The 26,448-nt window shown below is 51.9% G+C and carries 20 protein-coding genes and 3 pseudogenes; 14 read left to right on the top strand and 9 right to left on the bottom strand.

Annotation, left to right across the window (positions count from 1 at the left end; all coding sequences use genetic code 11):
• The first annotated feature begins 262 nt into the window (after positions 1–262).
• The 7 genes from rodZ to OOJ60_RS10280 all read left to right on the top strand — a co-directional run bounded on the left by rodZ (position 263) and on the right by OOJ60_RS10280 (position 7,488).
• Positions 263–1,270: a cytoskeleton protein RodZ gene (gene rodZ / locus OOJ60_RS10310; RefSeq protein ID WP_042291396.1), complete on the top strand. Its 1,008-nt coding sequence runs from the start codon at positions 263–265 to the stop codon at positions 1,268–1,270.
• Between the two features lie 26 nt (positions 1,271–1,296).
• On the top strand, positions 1,297–2,415 hold the full coding sequence (gene ispG, locus OOJ60_RS10305; protein WP_042291394.1) for a flavodoxin-dependent (E)-4-hydroxy-3-methylbut-2-enyl-diphosphate synthase: 1,119 nt from the start codon (positions 1,297–1,299) through the stop codon (positions 2,413–2,415).
• A gap of 110 nt (positions 2,416–2,525) precedes the next feature.
• Complete coding sequence (gene hisS / locus OOJ60_RS10300) at positions 2,526–3,800, top strand: histidine--tRNA ligase (protein ID WP_042291391.1); 1,275 nt, start codon at positions 2,526–2,528, stop codon at positions 3,798–3,800.
• Positions 3,801–3,813: 13 nt separating this feature from the next.
• On the top strand, positions 3,814–4,434 hold the full coding sequence (locus tag OOJ60_RS10295) for a YfgM family protein (RefSeq protein ID WP_060570503.1): 621 nt from the start codon (positions 3,814–3,816) through the stop codon (positions 4,432–4,434).
• Between the two features lie 10 nt (positions 4,435–4,444).
• Positions 4,445–5,623: an outer membrane protein assembly factor BamB gene (gene bamB, locus OOJ60_RS10290; RefSeq protein WP_205612512.1), complete on the top strand. Its 1,179-nt coding sequence runs from the start codon at positions 4,445–4,447 to the stop codon at positions 5,621–5,623.
• A 118-nt stretch (positions 5,624–5,741) separates the two neighbouring features.
• Positions 5,742–7,214, top strand: coding sequence for a ribosome biogenesis GTPase Der (der, locus tag OOJ60_RS10285; RefSeq protein WP_060570505.1), 1,473 nt, complete (start codon positions 5,742–5,744; stop codon positions 7,212–7,214).
• A 52-nt stretch (positions 7,215–7,266) separates the two neighbouring features.
• Positions 7,267–7,488, top strand: coding sequence for a zinc ribbon domain-containing protein (locus tag OOJ60_RS10280; RefSeq protein ID WP_042291379.1), 222 nt, complete (start codon positions 7,267–7,269; stop codon positions 7,486–7,488).
• Here OOJ60_RS10280 and OOJ60_RS10275 read toward each other — a convergent pair.
• From OOJ60_RS10275 to xseA, 3 genes are all read right to left on the bottom strand, one after another.
• Positions 7,485–7,835, bottom strand: coding sequence for a protealysin inhibitor emfourin (locus OOJ60_RS10275; protein WP_042291377.1), 351 nt, complete (start codon positions 7,833–7,835; stop codon positions 7,485–7,487). The genes OOJ60_RS10280 and OOJ60_RS10275 overlap by 4 nt on opposite strands.
• A complete protein-coding gene (locus OOJ60_RS10270) occupies positions 7,835–8,854 on the bottom strand; it encodes a M4 family metallopeptidase (protein WP_042291373.1) in 1,020 nt (339 codons plus the stop codon). Before OOJ60_RS10270 ends, OOJ60_RS10275 begins: the two co-directional genes overlap by 1 nt.
• Positions 8,855–8,917: 63 nt before the next feature.
• On the bottom strand, positions 8,918–10,291 hold the full coding sequence (gene xseA / locus OOJ60_RS10265; protein ID WP_205612511.1) for an exodeoxyribonuclease VII large subunit: 1,374 nt from the start codon (positions 10,289–10,291) through the stop codon (positions 8,918–8,920).
• A gap of 160 nt (positions 10,292–10,451) precedes the next feature.
• Here xseA and guaB point away from each other — a divergent pair, with 160 nt between their 5' ends.
• From guaB to OOJ60_RS10245, 4 genes are all read left to right on the top strand, one after another.
• Positions 10,452–11,918, top strand: coding sequence for an IMP dehydrogenase (gene guaB, locus OOJ60_RS10260; RefSeq protein WP_042291368.1), 1,467 nt, complete (start codon positions 10,452–10,454; stop codon positions 11,916–11,918).
• Positions 11,919–11,977: 59 nt separating this feature from the next.
• Positions 11,978–13,555: a glutamine-hydrolyzing GMP synthase gene (guaA, locus tag OOJ60_RS10255; RefSeq protein ID WP_205612510.1), complete on the top strand. Its 1,578-nt coding sequence runs from the start codon at positions 11,978–11,980 to the stop codon at positions 13,553–13,555.
• Between the two features lie 203 nt (positions 13,556–13,758).
• Complete coding sequence (locus OOJ60_RS10250; protein WP_042291363.1) at positions 13,759–15,012, top strand: tyrosine-type recombinase/integrase; 1,254 nt, start codon at positions 13,759–13,761, stop codon at positions 15,010–15,012.
• A gap of 52 nt (positions 15,013–15,064) precedes the next feature.
• Positions 15,065–16,723 carry a hypothetical protein gene (locus OOJ60_RS10245; RefSeq protein ID WP_205612509.1) on the top strand — a complete coding sequence of 553 codons (1,659 nt, stop codon included), beginning with the start codon at positions 15,065–15,067 and terminating at the stop codon, positions 16,721–16,723.
• Positions 16,724–16,797: 74 nt separating this feature from the next.
• Here OOJ60_RS10245 and OOJ60_RS10240 read toward each other — a convergent pair.
• A pseudogene (locus OOJ60_RS10240) lies at positions 16,798–17,034 on the bottom strand (integrase domain-containing protein); the annotation flags it as partial.
• Positions 17,035–17,036: 2 nt separating this feature from the next.
• Between OOJ60_RS10240 and OOJ60_RS10235 the strand changes: the two are divergent.
• Positions 17,037–17,567: an IS3 family transposase gene (locus OOJ60_RS10235; RefSeq protein WP_072015022.1), complete on the top strand. Its 531-nt coding sequence runs from the start codon at positions 17,037–17,039 to the stop codon at positions 17,565–17,567.
• Between the two features lie 458 nt (positions 17,568–18,025).
• Here OOJ60_RS10235 and OOJ60_RS10230 read toward each other — a convergent pair whose 3' ends face one another.
• From OOJ60_RS10230 to OOJ60_RS10215, 4 genes and pseudogenes are all read right to left on the bottom strand, one after another.
• Positions 18,026–18,271 carry a hypothetical protein gene (locus OOJ60_RS10230; RefSeq protein WP_042291357.1) on the bottom strand — a complete coding sequence of 82 codons (246 nt, stop codon included), beginning with the start codon at positions 18,269–18,271 and terminating at the stop codon, positions 18,026–18,028.
• A gap of 399 nt (positions 18,272–18,670) precedes the next feature.
• Positions 18,671–18,967 (bottom strand): bacteriocin immunity protein, encoded by a 297-nt coding sequence (locus tag OOJ60_RS10225; protein ID WP_407057100.1) that lies wholly within the window; start codon positions 18,965–18,967, stop codon positions 18,671–18,673.
• An 8-nt stretch (positions 18,968–18,975) separates the two neighbouring features.
• Positions 18,976–19,821: pseudogene (locus OOJ60_RS10220) on the bottom strand (S-type pyocin domain-containing protein); the annotation flags it as partial.
• A 513-nt stretch (positions 19,822–20,334) separates the two neighbouring features.
• Positions 20,335–22,566: pseudogene (locus OOJ60_RS10215) on the bottom strand (type VI secretion system Vgr family protein); the annotation flags it as partial.
• A gap of 401 nt (positions 22,567–22,967) precedes the next feature.
• Between OOJ60_RS10215 and OOJ60_RS10210 the strand changes: the two are divergent.
• Positions 22,968–23,378, top strand: a complete 411-nt coding sequence (locus OOJ60_RS10210) for an ASCH domain-containing protein (RefSeq protein WP_042290940.1) — start codon at positions 22,968–22,970, stop codon at positions 23,376–23,378.
• 284 nt (positions 23,379–23,662) lie between these two features.
• Here the strand turns inward: OOJ60_RS10210 and OOJ60_RS10205 are convergent, their stop codons facing one another.
• The gene (locus OOJ60_RS10205; RefSeq protein ID WP_042290938.1) at positions 23,663–23,854 is read right to left on the bottom strand and encodes a YfgG family protein; all 192 of its coding nucleotides are present in this window, start codon (positions 23,852–23,854) and stop codon (positions 23,663–23,665) included.
• Positions 23,855–24,200: 346 nt separating this feature from the next.
• On the opposite strand from OOJ60_RS10205, the gene OOJ60_RS10200 reads away from it, so the two are divergent.
• Positions 24,201–26,441, top strand: a complete 2,241-nt coding sequence (locus OOJ60_RS10200; RefSeq protein WP_200035805.1) for a bifunctional diguanylate cyclase/phosphodiesterase — start codon at positions 24,201–24,203, stop codon at positions 26,439–26,441.
• Positions 26,442–26,448: the final 7 nt, after the last annotated feature.

Below are 26,448 nucleotides of genomic sequence, written 5' to 3'. Positions count from 1 at the left end.
TGTGCAGTGACGCAATGTTATTTGAATGAGGGCCGCGCTTGTACTCGTCTGGTCAATAATAACGGTGCGTTTTTGTCGACTTTAAGGCAGTATGTACGGTGCAACAATAGTTTAGCCCTCTGGCTTGAGCTGTTTTTGTTAAGAGTGACCTGACAGGCTTATACTGTCTGACTAAGGTTAACTGACCAGATGTTTCGCGGTGTGGGTGGGCATTGTGACTCGCCGGCGCCTGAATCCAAATTTACACCAGCAGCTGTAGCGAATGAATACTGAAGCCACTCACGACCAACATGAAGCACAATCCACTGGCGTTCGTCTGCGTAATGCCCGTGAACAACTCGGACTCAGCCAGCAGGCTGTCGCTGAGCGACTTTGCCTGAAGGTGTCTACCGTACGTGATATCGAAGACGATAAGGCCCCGGCCGATCTTGCTTCGACCTTCCTGCGCGGGTACATCCGCTCCTATGCGCGTCTGGTGCATATCCCTGAAGAAGAGCTGCTGCCTGGCCTGGAAAAACAGGCCCCTGTCCGTGCGGCGAAAGTGGCGCCGATGCAGAGCTTCTCATTAGGTAAACGGCGCAAAAAGCGCGACGGCTGGTTGATGACGTTTACCTGGCTGGTGCTGTTTGTGGTCGTCGGCCTGACGGGCGCCTGGTGGTGGCAAAACCATAAGGCGCAGCAGGAGGAGATCACGACGATGGCCGATCAGTCCGCTGCTGAGCTGAACGCAAATGGCGCAACGACGCAGAGCGTGCCGCTGGATACCAGCGCCGCAGCAAGTCAGGATAATACTCCTGCGTCGACCGGTCCGGCGGAAACCGCGCAAACGCCAGCGCCAACCACAACGGCGCCAGCGGTTGACCCGCAGCAGAACGCCGTTGTGTCGCCTTCTCAGGCTAACGTGGATACCGCCACGACGTCTCCGGCCACCCCTGCGCCACAGTCCGCGACGGACGGTACAGCAACGCTGCCAACCGATCCGGCAGGCACGGCGGCACCTGCTGTCGACCCGAACGCGCTGGTGATGAACTTCACCGCCGACTGCTGGCTGGAAGTGACCGATGCGACCGGCAAAAAGCTGTTCAGCGGTATGCAGCGTAAAGATGGCAATTTAAACCTAACCGGGCAGGCGCCTTATAAGCTTAAAATTGGCGCTCCGGCGGCGGTGCAGATCCAGTATCAAGGAAAACCTGTCGATCTGAGCCGTTTTATCAGAACTAACCAGGTTGCGCGTCTGACCCTCAATGCCGAACAATCACCGGCGCAGTAACAGACGGGTAACGCGGGAGATTTTTCATGCATAACCAGGCTCCAATTCAACGTAGAAAATCAACGCGTATTTACGTTGGGAATGTGCCGATTGGCGATGGCGCCCCCATCGCCGTACAGTCGATGACCAATACGCGGACCACGGACGTGGAAGCGACGGTTAACCAGATAAAAGCGCTGGAACGCGTTGGCGCAGATATTGTTCGCGTCTCCGTCCCCACCATGGATGCCGCAGAAGCCTTTAAGCTCATCAAACAGCAGGTTTCTGTTCCGCTGGTGGCCGACATTCACTTTGACTACCGTATCGCGCTGAAAGTGGCGGAATATGGTGTGGACTGTCTGCGTATCAACCCTGGCAATATCGGTAATGAAGAGCGTATCCGCATGGTGGTGGATTGCGCGCGCGACAAAAATATCCCGATCCGCATCGGCGTTAACGCCGGGTCGCTGGAAAAAGATCTGCAGGAAAAATATGGCGAACCGACGCCGCAGGCGCTGCTGGAATCGGCAATGCGCCATGTCGATCATCTCGATCGTCTCAATTTCGATCAGTTTAAAGTCAGCGTGAAAGCCTCCGATGTCTTCCTCGCCGTTGAGTCTTATCGCCTGTTAGCGCGTCAGATCGCTCAGCCGCTGCACCTAGGTATCACCGAAGCCGGCGGCGCACGCAGCGGCGCGGTGAAATCCGCGATCGGCCTCGGGCTGCTGCTGTCTGAAGGGATCGGCGACACCCTGCGCGTCTCGCTGGCTGCCGATCCGGTGGAAGAGATCAAAGTCGGTTTTGATATTCTCAAATCACTGCGTATTCGCTCACGCGGCATCAATTTTATTGCCTGCCCGACCTGTTCGCGCCAGGAGTTCGACGTGATCGGTACGGTGAACGCGCTGGAGCAGCGGCTGGAAGATATCATCACCCCGATGGACGTTTCTATCATTGGCTGTGTGGTCAACGGGCCGGGCGAAGCGCTGGTCTCCACGCTGGGCGTGACGGGCGGCAACAAGAAAAGTGGTCTCTATGAAGATGGCGTTCGTAAAGATCGTCTGGATAATAACGACATGATTGACCAGCTTGAAGCCCGCATTCGCGCCAAAGCGACGATGCTCGACGAAGCGCAGCGCATCAACGTGCAGCAGGTTGAAAAATAATAACGTGATGGGAAGCGCGTAGCTTCCCGTGTATGATTGAACCCGCATGGCTCCCGTCTCGTTCGGGAAAGCGCTGAGGGTTCATTTTTATATTCAGAAAGAGAATAAACGTGGCAAAAAACATTCAAGCCATTCGCGGCATGAACGATTATCTGCCTGGCGAAACCGCCATCTGGCAGCGCATTGAAGGCACACTCAAAAACGTGCTCGGTAGCTACGGTTACAGTGAAATCCGCCTGCCGATTGTAGAGCAGACCCCGTTATTCAAACGCGCGATTGGTGAAGTTACTGACGTCGTTGAAAAAGAGATGTATACCTTCGAGGACCGCAATGGCGATAGCCTGACCCTGCGTCCTGAAGGAACGGCAGGCTGTGTACGCGCCGGCATCGAGCATGGTCTTCTGTACAATCAGGAACAACGTCTGTGGTACATCGGACCGATGTTTCGCCACGAGCGTCCGCAGAAAGGGCGCTATCGCCAGTTCCACCAGTTGGGCGTCGAAGCCTTTGGCCTGCAGGGGCCGGACATTGACGCTGAGCTGATCATGCTGACAGCACGCTGGTGGCGTGCGCTGGGGATCGCCGGGCACGTTAACCTGGAGCTGAACTCTATTGGTTCTCTGGCGGCGCGCGCCAGTTATCGCGATGCGCTGGTCGCCTTCCTGGAACAGCACGTTGAGAAGCTTGACGAAGACTGCAAACGTCGTATGTATAGCAACCCGCTGCGCGTTCTGGACTCCAAAAATCCGGACGTACAGGCGCTGCTTAACGATGCGCCGCAGCTTGGCGACTATCTCGACGACGATTCCCGCGAACACTTTGCCGGCCTGTGTAAACTGCTGGAAGCCGCGGGCATTGGCTATACCGTTAATCAGCGCCTGGTTCGCGGCCTTGACTACTACAACCGTACCGTTTTTGAATGGGTGACCAGCAGCCTGGGTTCCCAGGGCACCGTTTGCGCTGGCGGCCGCTATGACGGACTGGTGGAACAGCTTGGTGGCCGGGCGACCCCGGCGGTGGGCTTCGCAATGGGGCTTGAGCGCCTTGTTTTACTTGTTCAGGCGGTGAATCCGGAATTTACTGCCGATCCTGTTGTCGATATATACCTGGTGGCTTCAGGCGCGGATACGCAGTCTGCGGCAATGACGCTGGCGGAACGTTTACGGGATGACCTCCCGGGCGTGAAGCTGATGACAAACCACGGCGGCGGCAACTTTAAGAAACAGTTTGCCCGCGCTGATAAGTGGGGCGCCCGCATTGCGCTGGTGCTTGGCGAGTCCGAAGTGGCTGCCGGTACTGTCGTTGTGAAAGATTTGCGCTCCGGTGAGCAAACGGCGGTTGCACAGGATAGCGTTGCAACGCATTTGCGCACGTTAATGGCTTAAGGAGAAGGACTGCGTGGAAATTTACGAGAACGAAAACGACCAGGTTGATGCGATTAAACGCTTCTTTGCCGAAAACGGCAAAGCCCTGGCGGTTGGGGTGATTTTAGGGGTTGGCGCGCTGATTGGCTGGCGCTACTGGACCAGTCACCAGACTGAATCCGCACGCTCTGCTTCTCAGGCTTATCAGACCGTCGTGAGCTCGCTCAGCGCGGATAACGCAGAAAACCTGTCTGCGGCGGAAAAATTTGCTGCTGAGAATAAAAACACCTACGGCGCGTTAGCCTCGATGGAGCTGGCGCAACAGTTTGTCGACCAGAATCAACTTGATAAAGCCGTGACCCAGCTACAGCAGGGACTGGCGGCCACCAGTGACGAAAACCTTAAAGCGGTTATCTCACTGCGTCTGGCTCGCGTTCAGGTACAGCTTAAACAGGCTGATACTGCGCTGCAAACCCTCGACACCGTAAAAGGTGAAGGCTGGGCGGCGATTGTTGCCGATCTGCGTGGCGAAGCGTTGCTGAGCAAAGGCGACAAGAAAGGTGCGCGTAGTGCATGGGAAGCAGGCGTAAACAGCAAAGCCTCCCCGGCACTAAGCGAAATGTTGCAGATGAAAATCAATAATTTGTCCATCTGAGAGGGACCCGATGCAATTGCGTAAATTACTTCTGCCAGGACTGCTGTCCGTTACCCTGTTGAGCGGCTGTTCACTGTTTAGCGGCGAAGAAGACGTTGTTAAAATGTCCCCATTACCGGTGGTTGAGAACCAGTTTACCCCGTCTACCGTCTGGAGCACCTCTGTGGGCAACGGGATCGGTGATTTCTATTCCAACCTCCATCCTGCGCTGGCAGATAACGTGGTTTACGCCGCCGATCGTGCGGGCGTGGTGAAAGCGTTAAATGCCGACGACGGCAAAGAGATCTGGTCGGTTAACCTCAACGAGAAAGATGGCTGGTTCTCCCGCGCGCCTGCGCTGCTGTCTGGCGGCGTGACGGTGTCTGGCGGTCATGTTTACCTGGGCAGTGAAAAAGCCCAGGTATATGCCCTGAACACCGCGGACGGTACCGTTGCGTGGCAGACCAAAGTCGCGGGCGAAGCGCTGTCGCGTCCGGTGGTCAGCGACGGCCTGGTGCTGATTCATACCAGTAACGGCCAGCTGCAGGCGCTGAACGAAGCGGATGGCGCGATCAAGTGGACCGTCAACCTTGATATGCCTTCTCTGTCTCTGCGCGGCGAGTCTGCGCCAGCGACGGCCTTCGGCGCGGCGATTGTCGGCGGCGATAACGGTCGCGTAAGCGCCGTGCTGATGCAGCAGGGCCAGATGATTTGGCAGCAGCGTATTTCTCAGGCGACGGGCTCTACAGAAATCGACCGTCTCAGCGATGTCGATACCACGCCAGTTATCGTTGCCGGTATCGTCTATGCGCTGGCGTATAATGGTAACCTGACGGCGCTGGATCTGCGCAGCGGTCAGATCATGTGGAAACGTGAACTGGGGTCAGTGAACGATTTCATCGTTGACGGCAACCGTATTTATCTGGTGGATCAGAATGACCGCATACTGGCGTTGACCACTGACGGCGGCGTAACCCTGTGGACACAGAGCGATCTGCTGCACCGTCTGCTGACCTCTCCGGTGCTGTACAATGGCAATCTGGTGGTGGGCGACAGCGAAGGTTACCTGCACTGGCTCAACGTTGAAGATGGCCGCTTTGTGGCACAGCAGGAAGTTGACAGCTCCGGCTTCCAGACCGAACCGGTGTCTGCCGACGGCAAACTGTTGATCCAGGCGAAAGACGGTACCGTGTACGCGATTACACGTTAATCGTTCCGGTCGTGCGCGTTAAAAAACGGCTCCTGGTGCAGGGGCCGTTTTCCTGTTTTTAACAACGGCGCAAAAATCGCGTCTGTTGTCTGATGATTTATAAAATGAGGCTTTAAACATGGTACCTGTGGTCGCGCTTGTCGGGCGCCCTAACGTCGGAAAATCCACGTTATTTAACCGTCTAACCCGTACCCGGGATGCGCTGGTTGCGGATTTCCCGGGTCTGACTCGTGACCGTAAGTACGGTCGTGCGGAAATTGATGGTCGCGAGTTTATCTGTATTGATACTGGCGGTATTGACGGGACGGAAGACGGTGTAGAAACCCGTATGGCGGAACAGTCCTTGCTGGCGATTGAAGAAGCGGACGTTGTACTGTTTATGGTGGACGCCCGCGCGGGCCTGATGCCTGCTGACGAAGCCATCGCTCAGCATCTGCGTTCCCGTGAAAAACCGACCTTCCTCGTCGCCAACAAAACCGACGGTCTCGATCCGGACCAGGCGGTTGTGGATTTCTACTCCCTGGGGCTGGGGGAAATTCACCCGATCGCCGCGTCTCATGGTCGCGGCGTTCTCAGCCTGCTGGAGCACGTTCTGCTGCCGTGGATGGACGATGTCGCGCCGCAGGAAGAGGTGGATGAAGACGCCGAATACTGGGCGCAGTATGACGCCGACGAGAACGGGGAAGAAGAGCCGGCAGATGATTTTAACCCGCAGGATCTGCCGATCAAGCTGGCGATAGTCGGACGACCGAACGTGGGTAAGTCTACGCTTACTAACCGCATTCTGGGTGAGGACCGCGTGGTAGTCTACGACATGCCCGGCACCACGCGCGACAGCATTTATATCCCCATGCAGCGTGACGAGCGTGAATATGTGCTGATTGATACCGCAGGGGTACGTAAGCGCGGCAAGATTACCGACGCGGTGGAAAAGTTCTCGGTAATCAAGACGCTGCAGGCGATAGAAGACGCTAACGTGGTGCTGCTGGTGATTGATGCCCGCGAAGGGATTTCCGATCAGGACCTGTCGCTGCTGGGGTTCATCCTTAATAGTGGGCGCTCACTAGTTATTGTGGTGAACAAGTGGGATGGCCTGACGCAGGAAGTGAAAGAGCAGGTGAAAGAGACGCTGGACTTCCGTCTGGGCTTTATCGACTTTGCCCGCGTACACTTTATCTCCGCACTTCACGGCAGCGGGGTCGGCAACCTGTTTGAATCCGTACGTGAGGCCTATGACAGCTCCACCCGTCGCGTCAGCACCGCGATGTTAACCCGCATCATGACGATGGCGGTGGAAGATCACCAGCCGCCGTTGGTGCGTGGCCGCCGCGTGAAGCTGAAATACGCCCACGCCGGTGGTTACAACCCGCCAATCGTGGTGATTCACGGCAACCAGGTTAAAGACCTGCCGGACTCTTACAAGCGTTATCTGATGAACTACTTCCGTAAGTCGCTGGAAGTGATGGGGACACCGATTCGTATCCAGTTCAAAGAAGGGGAAAACCCGTATGCGAATAAGCGTAATACGCTGACCCCGACGCAGATGCGCAAGCGTAAGCGCCTGATTAAACATATCAAGAAAAGTAAGTAATCACTTAAGCCCTCTCTCAGGAGAGGGCACACATCCAGATAGGGAGACTGCTATGGAACTTCGTTGTCCAGACTGCCAAAATCCGCTGGAACGTAACGGTGAGACCGCGCATTGTGCGACGTGCAATGTCGATTATGCCCTTGCGGCGCTGTGCCCGGACTGCCATAAGCCGCTACAGATCTTAAAAGCCTGTGGCGCGGTGGATTACTTTTGCCAGAATGGCCATGGCCTGATTTCAAAAAAACGCGTTGAGTTTGCCCTGACGCGAACTTAATCGCACACGCAGTCCTCTCCTTTTTGCCAAAGCTCAACGAGCGAAGCGGGCGCGTCATTTTCCGGCACCAGCACGATGATATCGGCGTATCCCGCCTGATCGTGCCGGGTCCAGACGATCTGAATACGAAAATAGCGCTGATCGCCTCGCCCCGGCGAATCCGCCTGACCCGGCGGCGTGCCGACGGACAGGCTTTGCCGCAGGATGTCGGCAACGCGCTGACGCTGGGCCTCAGACAAGGTGGAAAGGGCAATTTTGCGCTGTTGACTCAGCTTCGGGATAAACGCGACGCCGCCTTCGCGTGCCAGTTCCACAACGGCGTCATCGGTGAGTTCAGGGATATCCATTACATCACTCCTGTGGCTTTCCAGGCGTCCTCAATGGCCTGCGCCGTTTCTTTACCGCTACGTTTTTCGCCGTGATGAATGGTTAAACGCGCGAAATCAATGAAGTCGGCATCCTGCGCCAGTTGGCGATCGCACACGGTATCGTACCAGGCATAGCCAGCCTTCTCCCATGCGTAACCGCCGAGCGCCGTCGCGGCAAGGTAAAACGCCCGGTTAGGAATGCCGGAATTAAGGTGCACGCCGCCGTTGTCCTCACGCGTTTTGATAAAATCGCGCATATGACCGGGCTGTGGATCTTTGCCAAGCAGCGGATCGTCATAGGCGGTACCCGGTGCCGACATTGAGCGTAATCCCTTGCCGTTGATACCTTCCGCCAGCAGCCCTTCGCCGATGAGCCAGTCGGCCTGGTCCGCGGTTTGCCCCAGATGGTATTGCTTTACCAGCGCGCCAAACACGTCAGATAGCGATTCATTGAGCGCGCCCGCCTGCTCAAAGTAGATCAGTCCGGCTTCGGATTCCGTGATCCCATGCGCCAGTTCGTGCGCCACCACGTCAATGGCAATCGTGAAACGGTTAAAAATCTCGCCATCGCCGTCGCCAAACACCATCTGCTGCCCGTTCCAGAAGGCGTTCTGGTACTCGCGTCCGTAATGAACCGTGCCGGTGAGAATTAACCCTTTGTTATCCAACGAGTCGCGCTGCCAGTTTTTCCAGAAAAAGTCATGGGTTATGCCGAGATAATCATAGGCTTCATCTACCGCCACGTCGCCATTCGAAGGATGGCCCTCATAACGGACCTGCGTGCCGGGCAGTTCCTGGGTCTGCTTCGCATCGTAAATGTCGCGTTCCAGTTGGCCAGCCTGACTGACGTGCGGCGCGGCGGGCTTGCCCGGCATATGCGCCATCAGGGTCTGCACGTGGCTCAGCGTTTGTCGTGCGCACCGCTGCTGCGGTTCAGAACCTGTTTCGATAATGCGACGCAGGATATAAGGCGGGATGACGCTGTAAAAGTGGGGCATGCTGTTCTCCTGAATTCTGGCAAGGCCGAATAAATAAGGAATAACAGCAGTATAGTGTGAAAATTAAACGCTTTTACGCTGGCGGGATTTTTTTACCGTTTTGACGGCTTTCACCTCGCTTTCCACCCAGCCATCGGTGACCCGGGTGGTCAGCAGATCGCCAGCCTTCACCTGTTTAGTGTGTTTCAGCACATTGCCGTCGGCGCTGCTGGTCACGCTGTAGCCGCGTGCCAGAGTGGAGAGCGGACTGACGGCTTCCAGATGAGTGACCGCATTGCCAAAGCGTTCACGCGTTGCGCTCAGGCGCGCGCGTATTGTATCCGCCAGACGATATTCCAGTTGCTGAACACGGCTTTGCGCCCGGTGAATGCGCGGCTGAGGATTTTGGTGATTGAGGCGCTGTAATAAGCGGAATTGCTGCTGGCCGGAACGCTTAAGCTGGCTGTCAATCGCGATATTCATCCGCTGTTGTAATCGTTCCAGCGCCGTCTGCTGACGCGCCAGTCGCAGCTGCGGATGCTGCTGTTGCAGACGATGATGCAACTGTGTAAAGCGACGGCTGCGGTTTGCGAGAAAATAGTCCATCGCCATGCCAAGGCGCTGCTGGGCAGACTGAAGCTGGCGCACCAGCTCCTGCTGGTTGCGGCTGACCATTTCAGCGGCTGCTGAAGGGGTCGGCGCGCGCAGATCGCCGACAAAATCGGCAATCGTCACGTCCGTTTCGTGTCCGACGGCGCTCACTACCGGAATGCGACTGGCGAAGATTGCCCGTGCCACCCGTTCATCATTGAAGCTCCATAAATCTTCCAGTGAACCGCCGCCGCGTCCGACAATCAGCACGTCACACTCGTTACGCATGTTCGCCAGTTCGATGGCGCGCACGATTTGCCCTGGCGCATCGTCACCCTGTACGGCGGTCGGATAAATAATGACCGGGAGTGACGGATCGCGGCGTTTGAGCACGTGGAGAATATCATGCAGCGCAGCGCCGGTTTTCGAGGTGATCACCCCGACGCAGCGGGCAGGGGAGGGAAGCGGTTTTTTAAACTGCTGGTCGAACAAACCTTCTGCCGAAAGCGTGGCTTTTAGCTGTTCGAATTTTTGCTGGAGCAGCCCTTCACCCGCGGGCTGCATGCTCTCGACGATAATCTGGTAATCGCCGCGCGGCTCGTAGAGGGTGATATTGGCGCGCACCAGCACCTGCTGCCCGTGTTGCGGGCGGAAAGTAACCCGGCGGTTGCTGTTGCGAAACATCGCACAGCGCACCTGGGCGGCGTCATCTTTCAGGGTGAAATACCAGTGGCCTGATGCGGGCTGGGAGAAATTCGAAATTTCGCCGCTGATCCAGACCTGCCCCATCTCTTGTTCCAACAGCAGACGAACCGTCTGATTAAGGCGGCTTACGGTAAAAATGGCGGAAGTCTGAGAGGATAACATGTGAGCGGGATCAAATTCTAAATCAGCAGGTTATTCAGTCGATAGTAACCCGCTTACCGGGGATCGCAAGGTTTTTTTGCAAAAAAGTGTAGATGCAATCGGTTACGCTCTGTATAATGCCACGGCAATATTTATCCACCCCAGGTCAGAGATATTGCCCATGCTACGTATCGCTAAAGAAGCTTTGACGTTTGACGACGTCCTCCTCGTTCCCGCTCACTCCACCGTTCTGCCGAATACTGCCGATCTCAGCACGCAGTTGACGAAAACCATTCGTCTGAACATTCCTATGCTCTCCGCAGCAATGGATACCGTGACTGAAGCGCGCCTTGCAATCGCTCTGGCTCAGGAAGGCGGCATTGGTTTTATCCACAAAAACATGTCTATCGAGCGCCAGGCGGAAGAAGTCCGTCGCGTGAAGAAACATGAATCTGGCGTGGTTACCGACCCGCAGACCGTTCTGCCCACGACCACCCTGCGCGAAGTTAAAGAACTGACCGAACGCAATGGTTTCGCAGGCTACCCGGTTGTGACCGAAGACAACGAACTGGTCGGCATCATTACGGGCCGCGACGTGCGTTTTGTGACGGACCTGAGCCAGCCGGTGAGCGTCTATATGACCCCGAAAGAGCGTCTGGTTACCGTGCGTGAAGGTGAAGCGCGTGATGTTGTGCTGGCAAAAATGCACGAAAAGCGCGTCGAGAAAGCGCTGGTTGTTGATGACAGCTTCCACCTGCTCGGCATGATCACCGTTAAAGATTTCCAGAAAGCAGAACGTAAACCGAATTCCTGTAAAGATGAGCACGGTCGCCTGCGCGTCGGCGCAGCGGTTGGCGCGGGGGCGGGCAACGAAGAACGCGTTGATGCGCTGGTTGCTGCGGGCGTTGACGTCCTGTTGATCGACTCCTCTCATGGCCACTCCGAAGGCGTACTGCAGCGTATCCGCGAAACCCGCGCGAAGTACCCGGATCTGCAAATCATCGGCGGCAACGTGGCGACTGGCGCAGGCGCGCGCGCCCTCGCTGACGCTGGCGTAAGCGCGGTGAAAGTGGGGATTGGCCCAGGCTCTATCTGCACCACCCGTATCGTAACCGGCGTGGGGGTTCCGCAGATCACCGCCGTATCTGACGCTGTAGAAGCGCTGGAAGGCACCGGCATTCCGGTTATCGCCGACGGCGGTATCCGTTTCTCTGGCGATATCGCGAAAGCCATTGCCGCAGGCGCAAGCGCGGTGATGGTCGGTTCTATGCTGGCCGGTACCGAGGAATCTCCGGGCGAAATTGAACTGTACCAGGGCCGTTCTTATAAATCTTACCGCGGAATGGGCTCGCTGGGCGCAATGTCTAAAGGCTCTTCTGACCGTTACTTCCAGAGCGATAACGCCGCCGACAAACTGGTGCCGGAAGGTATCGAAGGCCGCGTTGCCTATAAAGGCCGTCTGAAAGAGATCATTCACCAGCAGATGGGCGGCCTGCGCTCCTGTATGGGACTGACGGGCTGTGGTACTATTGACGCATTGCGTACTAAGGCGGAATTCGTCCGTATCAGCGGTGCGGGTATTCAGGAAAGTCACGTTCATGACGTGACCATCACCAAAGAGTCCCCGAACTACCGTCTGGGCTCCTGATAAGTTTACGCGCCCTGACGGGCGCTTTTTTGGTTTCATTTGCCTCGGAATTAGCGTCAATGACAGACAATATTCACAAGCATCGCATTCTCATCCTTGATTTCGGATCGCAGTACACTCAGCTGGTTGCGCGTCGCGTACGTGAACTCGGCGTGTACTGCGAACTGTGGGCTTGGGATGTAACTGAAGCACAGATTCGCGAGTTTAATCCTAGCGGTATCATTCTTTCCGGCGGCCCTGAAAGCACCACCGAAGAAAACAGTCCGCGCGCGCCGCAGTACGTTTTTGAAGCGGGCGTACCGGTATTTGGCGTTTGCTACGGCATGCAGACCATGGCGATGCAGCTGGGCGGTCATGTAGAAGGCTCCAGCGAGCGCGAGTTTGGCTACGCCCAGGTTGAAGTGGTTAGCGACAGCGCGCTGGTGCGTGGTATCGAAGACTCCTTGACCGCCGACGGCAAGCCGCTGCTCGACGTCTGGATGAGCCACGGCGATAAAGTCACCGCTATCCCGTCTGACTTTGTGACCGTTGCCAGCACCGAAAGCTGCCCGTTCGCCATCATGGCGAATGAGGAAAAACGTTTCTACGGCGTGCAGTTCCACCCGGAAGTGACGCACACCCGTCAGGGGATGCGTATGCTGGAGCGCTTCGTGCGCGATATCTGCCAGTGTGAAGCGCTGTGGACGCCGGCAAAAATCATCGACGACGCGGTTGAGCGTATCCGTCAGCAGGTCGGTGATGACAAAGTGATCCTCGGTCTGTCTGGTGGGGTTGACTCCTCCGTCACCGCGATGCTGCTGCACCGTGCGATCGGCAAAAACCTGACCTGCGTCTTTGTCGATAACGGTTTGCTGCGTCTGAATGAAGCGCAGCAGGTGATGGATATGTTCGGTGACCATTTCGGCCTGAACATCGTTCATGTTCCGGCGGAAGACCGTTTCCTCAGCGCGCTGGCGGGTGAAAACGATCCGGAAGCAAAACGTAAGATCATTGGCCGCGTTTTCGTGGAGGTGTTCGACGAAGAAGCGCTGAAGCTGGAAGATGTGAAATGGCTTGCTCAGGGCACTATCTACCCGGACGTCATCGAGTCTGCTGCTTCAGCAACCGGCAAGGCGCACGTCATCAAATCTCACCATAACGTCGGCGGTCTGCCAAAAGAGATGAAGATGGGTCTGGTTGAACCGCTAAAAGAGCTGTTCAAAGACGAAGTACGCAAGATTGGTCTGGAGCTGGGTCTGCCGTACGACATGCTTTACCGTCACCCGTTCCCGGGGCCAGGTCTGGGCGTACGCGTGCTGGGCGAAGTGAAGAAAGAGTACTGCGATCTGCTGCGTCGTGCGGACGCGATCTTCATCGAGGAACTGCACAAAGCTGACCTGTACAACAAGGTAAGCCAGGCGTTCACCGTGTTCCTGCCGGTTCGTTCGGTTGGCGTGATGGGCGACGGTCGTAAATACGACTGGGTTGTCTCTCTGCGTGCGGTTGAAACCATCGACTTTATGACCGCGCACTGGGCGCACCTGCCGTATGACTTCTTAGGCCGCGTGTCTAACCGCATCATCAATGAAGTGAACGGCATTTCCCGCGTGGTGTATGACATCAGCGGTAAGCCCCCCGCTACCATTGAGTGGGAATAAGCCGATAACCCTTCCTGAGTTTTCATGAACAGGTAAAAATGCAATCAACCCTCTGTTTTTACAGGGGGTTTTTATTTATGTGCATTCATGTTTCCTCACTCCAGTTCACACTTTTTAGCGGTATTTCTCACGGTATCGCCTTAGAGGTGTATTTTTCTCTCTGTCTGATACCGTTGTAAAAATAATGCCAAAATGGTGATTTTATGCTGACTGATATCAAACTGAAAAACCTCAAGCCAAAGGACAAACTTTATAAAGTTACTGACCGGGATGGTTTGTATGTTGCAGTGCTGACGTCAGGCACAGTCTCGTTTCGCTACGATTACAGTATCAACGGAAGACGAGAAACACTGACATTAGGGAAGTATGGTATTGACGGTATTTCTCTGGCTGAAGCAAGGGAAAAACTTCATACCGCGAAAAAGCTGCTCAAGTCAGGCATATCACCTGCTGTAGACAAACGTTACGGTAAAAATAAGCTCCGGGAGAGTGAGACGCTGACGGTATATACCGACAATTACATGAAGCATGTAACACTGGCGGACAGTACCAGAGCGATGAAAGAAGCGGTTATTGAGCGAGATATCCTGCCTGTGCTGGGCAACAAATTAATGACCGAAATTACTACGGCAATGGTGCGCGACCTTTGCGATCGGATAATAGATCGAGGAGGTAATGCAACAGCGGTACAGGTTCGCGAGATAATCAGCAGTGTCTATCGTTATGCAAATGATCGAGGGCACAGTTTTTCTAATCCGGCTCAGGATATTAAAGCGAGTTCTATCGCAACGTTCACTCCCAGGCTCAGAAGCCTTTCCCCGCGAGAAGTTGGCATTTTCTTCAATACACTGGATACCGTTGCAGGGATGCCAACGCTCAAACTGGCATTGAAGATTATATTTCTGACAATGGTACGTAAAAGCGAGTTCACTTTAGCGACCTGGGATGAGGTTGATTTCAAAACCAATGAGTGGACCATTCCTGCTGGCCGTATGAAAGGAGGCCGGACTCATGTCATCTATCTTTCGCGCCAGGTTAATGATTTGCTGATAGGCCTGAAAATGTGTGCCGGAGGAAGTCCTTACTTACTTGCAGGGCGCTATAACATCAACAAACCACTGTCTAATGCAGCCCTGAACGGCGTTATCACTACAACCGTAAAAGTGGCACAGTCGCAAGGGAAGGCGCTGGAGCACTTTACCGTCCATGACATGCGGCGGACGGCTAGCACGTTATTGCATGAGGCAGGGTATCCATCGGACTGGATAGAGAAATGTCTCGCACATGAGCAGAAAGGGGTGAGAGCAATTTATAACAAAGCCGAATACGCGCGACCGCGAGCTTACATGTTGCAGCAGTGGGCGGACATGGTTGATGGTTGGATTGCTGGAACAACAGTGACGCTCACCCCGTTTTCGCCGAGGAAGTACGAGGAGTGGATGAACCTTGCTATGTAATGGTTTATTGCACGATTAAGATAAAATTTCTATAAAATTAGTGAGTTCGACTATGTTTTTTAATATGCTTAATAATAAACAAAAAAAGCGTCTTTTTATTAATCAAGTAAATGTGTTTTACAATTATTCGTTAGGTTTTGAAGTTCATTCGGTAGACTTATTGAAGACTGCTAATAAACTTCTTAAATCAGGGTTTTCTAAATATGTTTGTTTTTCAGATTTTAAGTTTTTATATCTCAATGAAAATAATCAAATAAAATATAGTAATTTACATCCAGAAGGAAGAAATTGGGATTCTTCATGGGAAATAAATTTTGATGATGATATACCAAAAGAAATAATTCCTGATTTAATGATTTCTTCCGAGTTGTTTTTCCATGAAAATAGACTCGTGAATGATAATCAGGCTTACATAAGAACATCATTACCTCCCTTTGTTCTGGAGATAAGTAATGAGCAGTACCCTATGTATCCGGGAGTAAAGATCTACCGTGATGGAATCGCTATCATTTATTTTCAATTTGATGGTAAATGGAATGGGATTGATGATGACAGTTTCTTATCATCAATTATAAACATAAGTCAAAGATATTTTGATAAAATATGGGTTGATGCGAAACTTCAAATGCTCGATGGTGAAGTAGTTTTAGAAAATAGCTTTGAAGATGTTTTTTCAATTGGTGGAAATTATCTTGATGGAAGAGAAATAAGAAAATTAAAACAGAAGATGCGAGATAAGAGCATGAAAGTATTAACTGAATCTTTTGAGAAAGAAGGTTGTACTTTTTCGTTCGATAATCATAGAGAATGGATTTTGCACCAGATTGCAGGAACGGAGGAGAATGAATCATGGGAATCTACGATTGAAATGTGTCGTTCTATATATTCAAACGTTATTAGTAGCATGTTGGTTCCACAATTTAAGAATAATAAAGCTAAATCATATAGTTATCTTTGGCACGGACGGCCTTCTGTTTCTCTTTTACGTTTCGATAAGCAACCTCAGGATAAAAGTGCTTTGTTGAAAAATTTCTCTGAGTCATTGGTTAAGTTTTTGAATAGAGCTGATATCAGCGAAAAGAAAAACTCCTTGCCGCCAGATTTAAGGAAGTTTAATGATTATTGTCTACATGCAAATAGATCCATTTACTTATGGACTTGGTTAAGAGGAGAGAATGAGTCAGAAGATATTTGGGATGACAGAAATACCTCATCAAGAATACTTGAAAATCAGGCAAGAGTTGAGCAGGTTGAATATCATAATATGAGTATTTCTAGAGCGTGCTCTTGGGCTAATAACCCGCCATCTGAACAGCATCTATTTATCTCCTATACAACATTGGCAGAAACAGAAAATAAAATTCATCATAGTAGTATATCTGGGGAAATTTCTGATACGCTTTCATATCTCATTAAATCTTTTGGGACAGAGAGTTTAATTGCTTCTTCGAAAGAGATGGCTAGATTTCGCATGGACGAACTTAAATATAGGTCAGATTCAGCAAGAAACTCTAGCAATTATTGGTTAACATTTATTTTCGGTTTGGTTGGTGTTACAAGTTTTGCTGAATTTGCAGTTAATCCACTAATTCTTAATAAATGGAGTGGAATGAATAAAGTTATAGCACCTTTTATTTCTTTTGGGATCTCTGCTGTTTTAGTTTTAGCAATATCTGCAATTATCTGGTATTACACAAAGAGAAAATACTAGCATTTAGAGTGATTGATACTAGAAGTTATGTTGCTATTTATATTGCTTTTATGATGGATATCGGGCTAATTAATTTAGCCATAAACTTGCTCGATATACCGTCCTCGCCCATCCCCATGTCCCAGATCTGTTGAGGTTACCGCCAGTGCCTCTTTGTGGCTTAATCCCTGATCCTTGTAATAGCTGATCGCGTCCTGCGCCCAGGCATAGCGCAGGGAGTGAGGGGAGTATTCGCCCGTCAGCCCGGCATCGCGGAGATGGTTGTGTAAGTATCCCGCATAATCGTGCCATTCACATTTAGAGATCTTCCGGCATACTCACGCTGCCAACGAAGGAGATCGCTATACGTAAAGCCCGTTTTACTGAGCACCAGATCATTGCCGTAATCAAATCGGTTGAAGCCGGACGAACTGTTAAGGATGTCTGCCGGGAGGCATTGTCGATTGAAATCGATCTGAATCTGCCAGCCCCGCGAGTGGTCCGGGTGCTCGACAGGATCGCGGCAAACCGCGGCTATCCAGCCATGCTTCGCATGGATAATGCTCCGGAGTTTATTTCACTGGCGCGGGCTGATTGGGCAGAGAAACATGGAGTAAAACTGGAATTTATCCAGCCGGGCAGGTCGGCGCAGAACGCTTTCATTGAGCGCTTTAACCGGACATACCGTACAGAAATACTCGATTTTTATCTGTTCAGAACGCTGAATGAAGTGCGGGAAATCACGGAAAAATGGTTGTCAGAATATAACTGTGAATGCCCGCATGAATCACTGAGCAATATGACACCAGAGGAATACCGACAACAACATTATTTGGCCGGGATCTCAAAAAATGCATGGAACTAAAACGGGTCTATTTACAAACACTTCCCATACTCAATCGTGCTAAGCCGTTTCTACGCCTCAATGGTTATATCAACAGCCAGTCGTGCCAGATGTTGTTAACACCGATATGTTGAATTTGTAATTTCATATTGGGTTTTTATATGAACAATTTTTCAAAGCTTCGTCGATCTTATCGCTTAACTCTTCCTCGTCCCAACTTGCAAATGATTTATATATTGGCATCTCCCAATCTTCATTTGAGATAACTTGTATTATAAATCTACCTTCTTCCTCAAATGCAGAGGTCCATCCAATATCAAGAATATTTCCATTGTTGAAAGTTAGTTGAAAAAGATCCTCGTCTAGCTTAGTGACTTGCTCAAATATTGCTTTGGTAAAGTCTAAGCTTGAAAGTTCATCATAAATATTCAGTACTCATTCTACATGATGAACTTTATCTAAAATTAGATTGTTTTTTTTCATTTCATTAATTTCCTGACTTCTTGAGGCCCAATTGGATGAGAGTGGATAGTTCCTTGTGATTCTTTAGTCACTACCCAATTAGTTTCTTTACCTTTGTATGCTCCCTTTACGTTATCGAACTCTTTGATCTTCCAATTTTGATCATTTGTAGTTGGGATGTCATTCTTCCAAACATCATGATTTATAGACTCAATGTCAACTTCTGGCTTAAATTTTGCTGGGCCAGACGTTGTGTTTTTCACAACTTCACTCCAGGGCTATTTTTAGGCGGGTAGTGCTTGTAGCCATGAATATAAGATTTTTTGACCTCATTGAGATAAACTTAAATCGGCTTAATCCCGGCATCGGCAGGGAAAACCAGAATGTAATCCTGCGTAGCGACCGTACCGGTGGCCAAGCCCGCACGTCCTGGACCGATTCTGCCGTGCCGTCGAACAGACTCGACGGCTCGCGATACGGCAGGCGTACATCAAAATGATAGTGAAGCGGGCTGTCGGCGAAGATGTACACATCCAGTTTGCGGATGTAATCTATCTCCGTTCGTCAATAAACCCCATTTCTGGCAGAATACATTGAAGTAACTGTAAATCTGTTTTCTTCCGTTGAGTCATGAATAGTGAATACCCTTATTATTTTCATCATTACTTTGAGTCTTTGAACAATGGGAGTCCTTGCGATTTACGCCAGTTTTTGACTAGTTCTAGAACTTTCGAGGGTTCTCCATCCTCATCTTTATCTGGAAATACGATTAAATCGCTGCCTTTAGGGTGATTTGTAACTTTGATAAAATTATCCATTAGCATGTCCAAATATTCATCCGGTTTTTTTCCTTTTAATTCTTTCTCTTTTCTGGTGTTTTTTCTAAACTCATACAGGATTTCTAGAAACTCGTTTTCAGTGTAATCCTCAAGTCTATCTTTCAAAACTGGCATATTCATAATGTCACCTATCTCCTGTAATGTATTTCATCATGTAGTTTAGGCGTAACTATACGTATGTTATCCATACCATAGACGCCTCCCCCATCTTTTATGGGAATTACATGATGAATCTCGAATTTTTTAAAAATAGTGTTTGGTCCTATGTATTGACCCTCTTTGGGAACCCATGGTGAAAGACCATCTGCAACCCTGTCTTTGTTTACTGTTGTAAGGTCTTTAGTTAATTCTGGGTACTTACCGACTTCATTCCAGACAGCTTCACGGAAGTCATCATAAGAGCTGAACTTCTTACCTCGTAGAGTATCTGCTACCAGAGATGGTATTGGAGCCCCATCTCCCGAGTTTGTAACAGATAAATCTAGCCAAGGTTTATCTCCGGATAGTTTTACACCGTTGCCAGTAGCTGTTCCGGGTTGATTTCGTGAATCATCTTTCAGATACACATAAATCGGCTTAATCCCGGAATCGGCAGGGAATACCAGAATGTAATCGTTAAGTTCCCGCTCTTCCAGAACCGGGAATGTCGGCGTCGTAAATTCGTCTTTACCGTCAGGGATCGGAGTAACCAGTATAGTAGCCTGATCGATGGGTCTGATGTTACTGCCCGTATGCGATGGAATGTCGCCGTTTTCCGATCTTTCCGGTGTCCAGGTTATCAACGGGCCATCAACACCGTGAGCGGGGGTGAACTCATAGCGATTATTTTTTTCAACCCACTTCATTTCAGCCGTGCGCACACCTTCATACGGCGTGCCTTCACCCGTATGGACGCCGTAGACCCGCATGTTGCCCTGTTCATCCTGCCGCCAGAAGAACCTCACGCGGGTCGTGGCTTTTGCTCCGGTCAGCGCTTTCTGCCGCAGCTCTTCCTCGTACCAGAATTCATCTCGTCCGGGGACATTGCCGCTGCCTTCACCCGCAGACGGGACATACAGCGCGGACATCATCGCGCCCACATAAGGAATGCCGCGGGCGGCTCCCAGTGCGCCGGTTAAGGACCACTCTCCCCACACCTGCGTCATGACGCCAGTTGCCGCCCCCAGTGCAAGCGGTGCGGCGGATGCCTCTGTGGGGGCTTTTTCGCTCCCGGCATCGGGTTTGCGTTTTTTGGCTGACTGAGCATGCTGAACGACTTTATCATCTTCATGAGCATGCTGATGACCATACCCACAGCAGTCATCTTCAACTGGTTGGGCAAAAATCGTCATCTGGCCGAAGTTGTCTACAGGCTCGTCGGTGGTACCGGCATCGGTGCAGCCTTTCTCTTTCAGGCAGGATTTCGCATAAACCGGCGTCACCCAGGGAGTCAGCGTTTCGGGGTTAAATTCCCGCATGGCGGCCGCAGGAGGGAGCGGGGAGGTATCCAGAGGTAAAGCGCTTCGTGCCGCCGTCATCGTCCTTTTCGTCCGGCGCAGGTAAGCCGCCGTTGTCCCGTACTCTATTTTCCCCGCCTCCAGCCGCAGGTAGCTCCCGCCACCTATCAGCGTGATGCGTTTCTTGCCCGTTAACGAGATGTCACTCGCCGAGCTCAGCGTCAGCTTCTTCTCCGCAAACAGCCTCATATTGCCGTTCTGCGCCTGCGCCTCCACAGAGCCTTCCCCGGATTTCAGGCTCAGTTGCCCGGTGCGGGCAAACATGCCGAGCTTTTCTCCGGCGAGGGCGGTCAAGTTACCCATGACGCCAGTGCTGATGTCCCCGCCCGCACTGATGGCGACGGTTTTGCTGGCAGCCAGTTGCAGATGTTCGCCGCTGGTCATGGCCATGCCTTCCGGCGCCGAGAAAAGCACCGCTTCATTAAGCGGTTTCAGCCGCTGCTCAAACATCTGTATCTGGCTGTCGACATCCGCTTTCAGCGCCTGCGCCTGTTCTGCGGCCATTTCCAGCTGCTGTAGTTGCTGGTTGAGCCGGTCGATTTCCTTCAGCGCAGCGCTCATATCCAGCACTTCACCCTGTGCCTTTGCCTGCGTATCCGCGCTGACAAACAGCCCCTTTCCGGCGCGGATAACGCCGTGCTCATCGGTGCGCAGTTCCGTACCGGTGCCGCGCGGTTTGTCCTGCGCATCCACCAGATGCCCGGTATTCAACTGCGTTGCGCCATATGGCGTCGTCAGCGCGATATGCTCCTCACCGCGGCGGTCCTCCATCCGCAGCTCGTTTTCAGCGGCGGTACGCAGAATGTTCTGGCTGCGGTTGTCGCGATTAACGATGTCGGGATGTTCAGAATCATGCAGGGCGTGGGAGATATACGGCAGGTCAATATCACCGTTGCTGTAGGCAATCGCCACTTCGGTTCCGTCGGTGAGCGGCATATGCCAGCCGTACGTCTCCCCGGCATAAGGTTTCGCCATCCGCAGCCACAGGTAGCCGTAACCCGGCTCTGTCGCCTCCCGGTCAAAGTCCAGCCTGACCCGGTAACGCCCCTGCCCGTCCAGGTGCGCATAAATGTCATTCTTCTCCCGGCTCTCGACCCGGGCAGGCAGGGTGCCGTGGATTTCCGGACGCGGGATTTCCGCCGGGCGGAAACAGTAACGTTCGCTGTAGGGCATTCCCCGGACCGACACATGCAGGCGGGAATCTCGTGCGCCCCGGAAGGTCACCAGCGTAAGGAGCACGCCCTCTTTCAGGGCAGTAATGACATCGCCCTGCGGCTCCAGCACCTGCCCCGGCGTAAGGTGGGCGGCATTGCTGAACAGGTGGATACGGGCTGATTTATTGAGTTCCCGCTCGTGATGAAGCCGGGCATAAAACGCGCCTGATTCGGTTTCCGGCTCAGGGCTGGCGTCATCACCCGCGTCACGATAAGGTGCGGCGTAACGGTAATGCTCCCCGGTGGTGACCGCATCATTGCGCACGCCGACCATTGCATCCAGCGGCGTGGTGGCGGTCCGGTAGTTGTAGTCCCGCGTGGTGACGGTCCCGGTGGCGATGTTGTGCCAGGTCCGTACGTCCCACACCGATTCTGCCGCGCCGTCAAACAGACCCGACGGCTCGCTGTACGGCAGGCGCACGTCAAACTGATAGTTCAGCTGGCTGTCGGCAAATATGTACGTATCCAGACCGCGCACGTCGTCCATCTCCGTGCGCCAGTAAATCCCCACCTCGGACAGAATGCGCTGAATGAACTGCAAATCCGTTTCCCGCCACTGGGTGATAAGTTCACGCGCAGGGTAGGTGCGCTCCAGCCTGAATTCAAAATCAGCGCCCTCCAGTCCGTGCTTACGCAGCACCTGCTCCACCACTTCAGGGACGGACTGATTCTGAAATACGGCGCACTGCCGGGTGTTTCCCGGGAGAGCAAGACGGGAACTGAGCGTGAGCCGGTAGTGGGACTGGTCTTTTGATGTGGACAGCCATTCAAGCCGGGTCACGATGCCGTGGACATTTTTACCGCCACGCATCCGGAAGGTGGCATATTTCATCAGCACCTGTTCCGGGGGAATGTTCGCATGCAGGGAGGTGAACTCAATGTCCCATATGAATGGCTCGCTCAGGGCTTCCCTGCCGCGAAAACGCAGGACATCCGGTTTTACCGGGCTGTCATTAATCTCCAGAACATAGCGGGTCTGTCGGTCAAAAAGCGCTGACCAGTTATCCATAACAAGACCTTATGTAACCCAAGGGTAATGTATCGAGCGATAATCACATGAAAAAATGGGGGCTGTAAATGCCTTTTATGGACAAAAAATGTGAAGTGAGAAGACGGTGTTAAAGGGGAGGCTAACTGTATTATTCAGAGAGTTATTCTGTTTTATCCTTTACCAGACTGCACGGGAATAATGATGAACCGCTAACTTATAGCTAATCATTTCTGTTCGAATATTAATTCAACCCTCTGTTTTTACGGGTTTTTTATTTTTATCTATTCACATTTACAATGACTGCTTAGCGCGAAAAATGGGCCACAATATTTGAAGAAAGACATCATTGTTATTGACGGGACAGCTTATGATGAAACCGGTATAACGTTTCTTTTCATCGACAATTCAAAAGGGCTTTTATGGTTGCGGTTGAGGAACTCAAAGCGAAATATCCAGGCGCAGAGGCCTGGCAAATGGGCGATAGCCCGAAACTTGCCAGCGAGCTTGCGGACCTGATTAAAAAAGGAATCAAAACGGCTTCCTGTGGATCGTTTGCCTCTTACCTGCAGGGAGAGTCTGCCCCGAGAATTGGAAGCTATAATATTATCCTTGATGGTCAGAATGTCCCGATCTGCGTGACCAGGCTGCTTTCAATGCGACTGGTGCGTTTTTGTGACGTGACTGAGGCTTTTGCTCGCAAAGAAGGGGAAGGCGATTTAAGCCTTCAATACTGGCAGAAAGAGCATCAGCGATTTTTCACCCGCGAAGGTCACTTTTCTGAAGATATGGAGTTGATCGCAGAAGAATTTGAAGTGGTTGAGGTGTTGTAAAATGAGAGGGTCCGGCAGGCGTTTGGCGGTAATCCCGGGACTTACGCCAGCGCTCTTCATTCCGAACTATCCGTTCAGATGCCGGTTCATCAGGTGTCCCAAAACGCCCGCCGATCTTCTCAACAAACGTCCAGTAGCGGCTGTTTACGCGTCTGATCATGGCCTGATAATTCTGAACCGTGTTGTACGGCAATAATACGAATCTCGTGAGCATGCTCATCCGCTGCTATTAACGGTTAGCGATACTGCGGCATGTGGTCGGTATCTTATCGCGCTGAGAAACCTTAACGCTGTGCGGGCGTTTCGACAGAGAGGCTGGACTGTTGAACGTCTTTTTTGTCCTGATGATGATGCCAGGCGCCAATAGAAGAGTAGACAAAGCGTCCAAAGAAGAAGAGAAAACTGATAAGCAGTACGATACGGGTCATGCGACTGTTAAATCGATGTCGTTTTCGCATACTGGTAGCCTGACTCACAAAAGGTTCCTTAAGAGATGCCCCTGCGGGCGATAAGCACATTAAGGCATACTGCGCCGCAATGGTCAATTCATGACGTTGTAAAAATGCGTTAGCTTGTTCATGGGGGGTTGTTATGGAAGTTAGTAATCTTATTTACATTAATAATATATAAATGATAACACGCCGGAATAAAGGTAATAATTAATTAATGGCGGTGAAATTATTTGATGTATGTCAAAATTTGCTTTCCGCTGGCAACTAAAATCGTTGCCTCACGTGATGATCTTTTCATCGCCTTTTTGCGGTCAGGGGGGATGCCTGTCTGATAAAACCCATCGGGAGTCGGGGTTTCTGCTGAGCATCTATGAGACTGAATAAAAATTATATTGCAATCAGAGATAAGTGGTGGGGGCTTCCTCTGGTTTTGCCGTGTTTAATGCTGCCATTAGTGAGCCACGTCAATACTTATGCGCATATGGCTTCCGGGGATGTGGTGCTTTTATATCTTCCGTTAGCATTAATGATGAGCATGATGCACTTTTTCAGTTGGGCGGCATTACCAGGAATTATTCTTGCCATCTTTTTACGCAAATATCCGCAGGTGGGGCTGGCTGAAACGCTACCGGTAATCGCCCATTTCCTCATCGCTATCGTCCTCAGTTGGGGCGGCTATCGCGTCTTTAATCCGCGTCGGAATTGCGTCTCACACGGCGAGCCGCGACTGGTGTTCCAGCGAATTTTCTGGCAGGTATTTTGCTCCGCTACGCTGTTTCTGGTGCTTTTTCAGTTTGCGGCGTTTGTCGGAATGTATGAAAGCCGACTGAATCTGATGGGCGTCACCCCGTTTAACATCAATGCATTAATTAACTATCAGGGGATCCTTGTCGGAAATTTAATTGGCGTCCCGTTTTTCTATTTTCTCCTTCGCGTGATTCGTAACCCGCTTCATTTACGCGGCTATTATTCCCAGTTAAAACTGCAGTTTGATGCAAAAGCCTCGAAGAAAGAGGTTGCCTTATGGTTATTAATCCTCATTGTATTAATGACCTTGCTATGTATGCCCCTGAATGTAAATAGCTCAATATTCAGCACAAATTATACAATGTCATTATTACTGCCGGTTATGCTCTGGGGCGCGATGCGCTATGGCTATCGCTTCATCTCTCTGCTTTGGGCGCCCGTGCTGATTATTGCGATCCATAATTACCAGAGCTATACCCCCTATTATTCTGGTTATGATGTCCAACTGGCGATCACGTCGTCGAGCTTTCTGGTTTTTTCATTTATCGTCAATTACATGGCGGTATTGGCCACGCGTCAGCGGGTTGTCAACAGCCGCGCGCGCAGGCTGGCTTTCCTCGATCCCGTTGTTCATCTGCCCAATCTCCGCGCGCTCAATCGCGCCCTGAAAAATGCCCCATGGTCCGCGCTCTGTTTTCTGCATGTTCCTGAGCTCGAAGTGCTGGTGAAGAATTATGGCATTATGCTGCGGATTCAGTATAAGCAGCAGCTTTCACACTGGATAAATGAAAAGCTGTCGCCGGATGAAAACGTCTACCAAATGTCTGGCCCGGACCTGCTGCTGCGCTTAAACACCGAATCACACCAGCAGCGTATTGATCTCCTGGACGAGCACATCAAACGGTTTCGCTTTATCTGGGACGGTATGACTTTCCAGCCGCAGGTGGGCATGAGTTACTGCTACGTGCGGTCTCCGGTGAACCATATTTATCTGCTGCTTGGCGAACTTAGTACCATTGCTGAACTGTCGATTATGACCAACACGCCGGAGAATCTGGAGCGTCGTGGAGCTGTGAATTTGCAGCGCAATGTGAAAGATAAAGTGGCGATGATGAATCGCCTGCAGCACGCGCTCGAACACGATCGCTTCTGCCTGATGGCGCAACCTATCGAAGGCCTGCGTGGCGATGTCTACCATGAGATCCTGCTGCGGTTGAAAGACAGTGACGGCGGATTGATCTCGCCAGAGGTATTTTTGCCCGTTGCGCATGAGTTCGGTCTGGCCTCGCGAATCGATCTCTGGGTCATCGAACATACCTTACGCTTTATGGCCGATAATCGTGCAGAGATGCCCGCGCGCCGTTTTGCCCTGAATCTTTCGGCTCCGTCAATTTGTCGTGCGAAGTTTTCACTGGAAGTCAGCAAGCTACTGAGCAAATACCAGATCGAGGCGTGGCAGTTGATCTTCGAAGTCACCGAAAGCTACGCGCTGCTGAATGCCGAGCAGGCGCAGGTAACGCTGCATAATCTGCAACAGTTGGGCTGTCAAATTGCGATTGACGATTTCGGTACCGGCTATGCCAGCTATGCCCGGCTGAAAAATATCAGCGCCAACATTTTAAAAATTGACGGGAGTTTTATCCGCAATATGGTATCGAACAGCCTCGACTACCAGATTGTTGCTTCTATCTGCCATCTGGCGCGCATGAAGAAAATGCAGGTGGTGGCGGAATTTGTTGAAAGCGAGGAGATCCGCAGCGCGGTCGCCTCGCTGGGCATTGACTATATGCAGGGATATTTAATCGGCGAACCCCAACCGCTAAGGGACATACTGAAAGCGCAGGTGCCGGTTACCGGCACCTGAGCGGCCT

The sequence above is a fragment of the Citrobacter sp. R4 genome, assembly GCF_026719175.1.
Lineage (GTDB): Bacteria > Pseudomonadota > Gammaproteobacteria > Enterobacterales > Enterobacteriaceae > Citrobacter_A > Citrobacter_A sedlakii.
Note: the sequence above shows the minus strand (reverse complement) of the source record. Positions and strands in the feature narration are given on the sequence as shown.

Coding starts and splice junctions, on each gene's coding strand:
- rodZ (WP_042291396.1), top strand. CDS start 263: ATGAATACTGAAGCCACTCACGACCAACATGAAGCACAATCCACTGGC.
- ispG (WP_042291394.1), top strand. CDS start 1,297: ATGCATAACCAGGCTCCAATTCAACGTAGAAAATCAACGCGTATTTAC.
- bamB (WP_205612512.1), top strand. CDS start 4,445: ATGCAATTGCGTAAATTACTTCTGCCAGGACTGCTGTCCGTTACCCTG.
- der (WP_060570505.1), top strand. CDS start 5,742: ATGGTACCTGTGGTCGCGCTTGTCGGGCGCCCTAACGTCGGAAAATCC.
- OOJ60_RS10280 (WP_042291379.1), top strand. CDS start 7,267: ATGGAACTTCGTTGTCCAGACTGCCAAAATCCGCTGGAACGTAACGGT.
- OOJ60_RS10275 (WP_042291377.1), bottom strand. CDS start 7,835: ATGGATATCCCTGAACTCACCGATGACGCCGTTGTGGAACTGGCACGC.
- OOJ60_RS10270 (WP_042291373.1), bottom strand. CDS start 8,854: ATGCCCCACTTTTACAGCGTCATCCCGCCTTATATCCTGCGTCGCATT.
- xseA (WP_205612511.1), bottom strand. CDS start 10,291: ATGTTATCCTCTCAGACTTCCGCCATTTTTACCGTAAGCCGCCTTAAT.
- guaB (WP_042291368.1), top strand. CDS start 10,452: ATGCTACGTATCGCTAAAGAAGCTTTGACGTTTGACGACGTCCTCCTC.
- guaA (WP_205612510.1), top strand. CDS start 11,978: ATGACAGACAATATTCACAAGCATCGCATTCTCATCCTTGATTTCGGA.
- OOJ60_RS10250 (WP_042291363.1), top strand. CDS start 13,759: ATGCTGACTGATATCAAACTGAAAAACCTCAAGCCAAAGGACAAACTT.
- OOJ60_RS10245 (WP_205612509.1), top strand. CDS start 15,065: ATGTTTTTTAATATGCTTAATAATAAACAAAAAAAGCGTCTTTTTATT.
- OOJ60_RS10225 (WP_407057100.1), bottom strand. CDS start 18,967: ATGAATATGCCAGTTTTGAAAGATAGACTTGAGGATTACACTGAAAAC.
- OOJ60_RS10210 (WP_042290940.1), top strand. CDS start 22,968: ATGGTTGCGGTTGAGGAACTCAAAGCGAAATATCCAGGCGCAGAGGCC.
- OOJ60_RS10200 (WP_200035805.1), top strand. CDS start 24,201: ATGAGACTGAATAAAAATTATATTGCAATCAGAGATAAGTGGTGGGGG.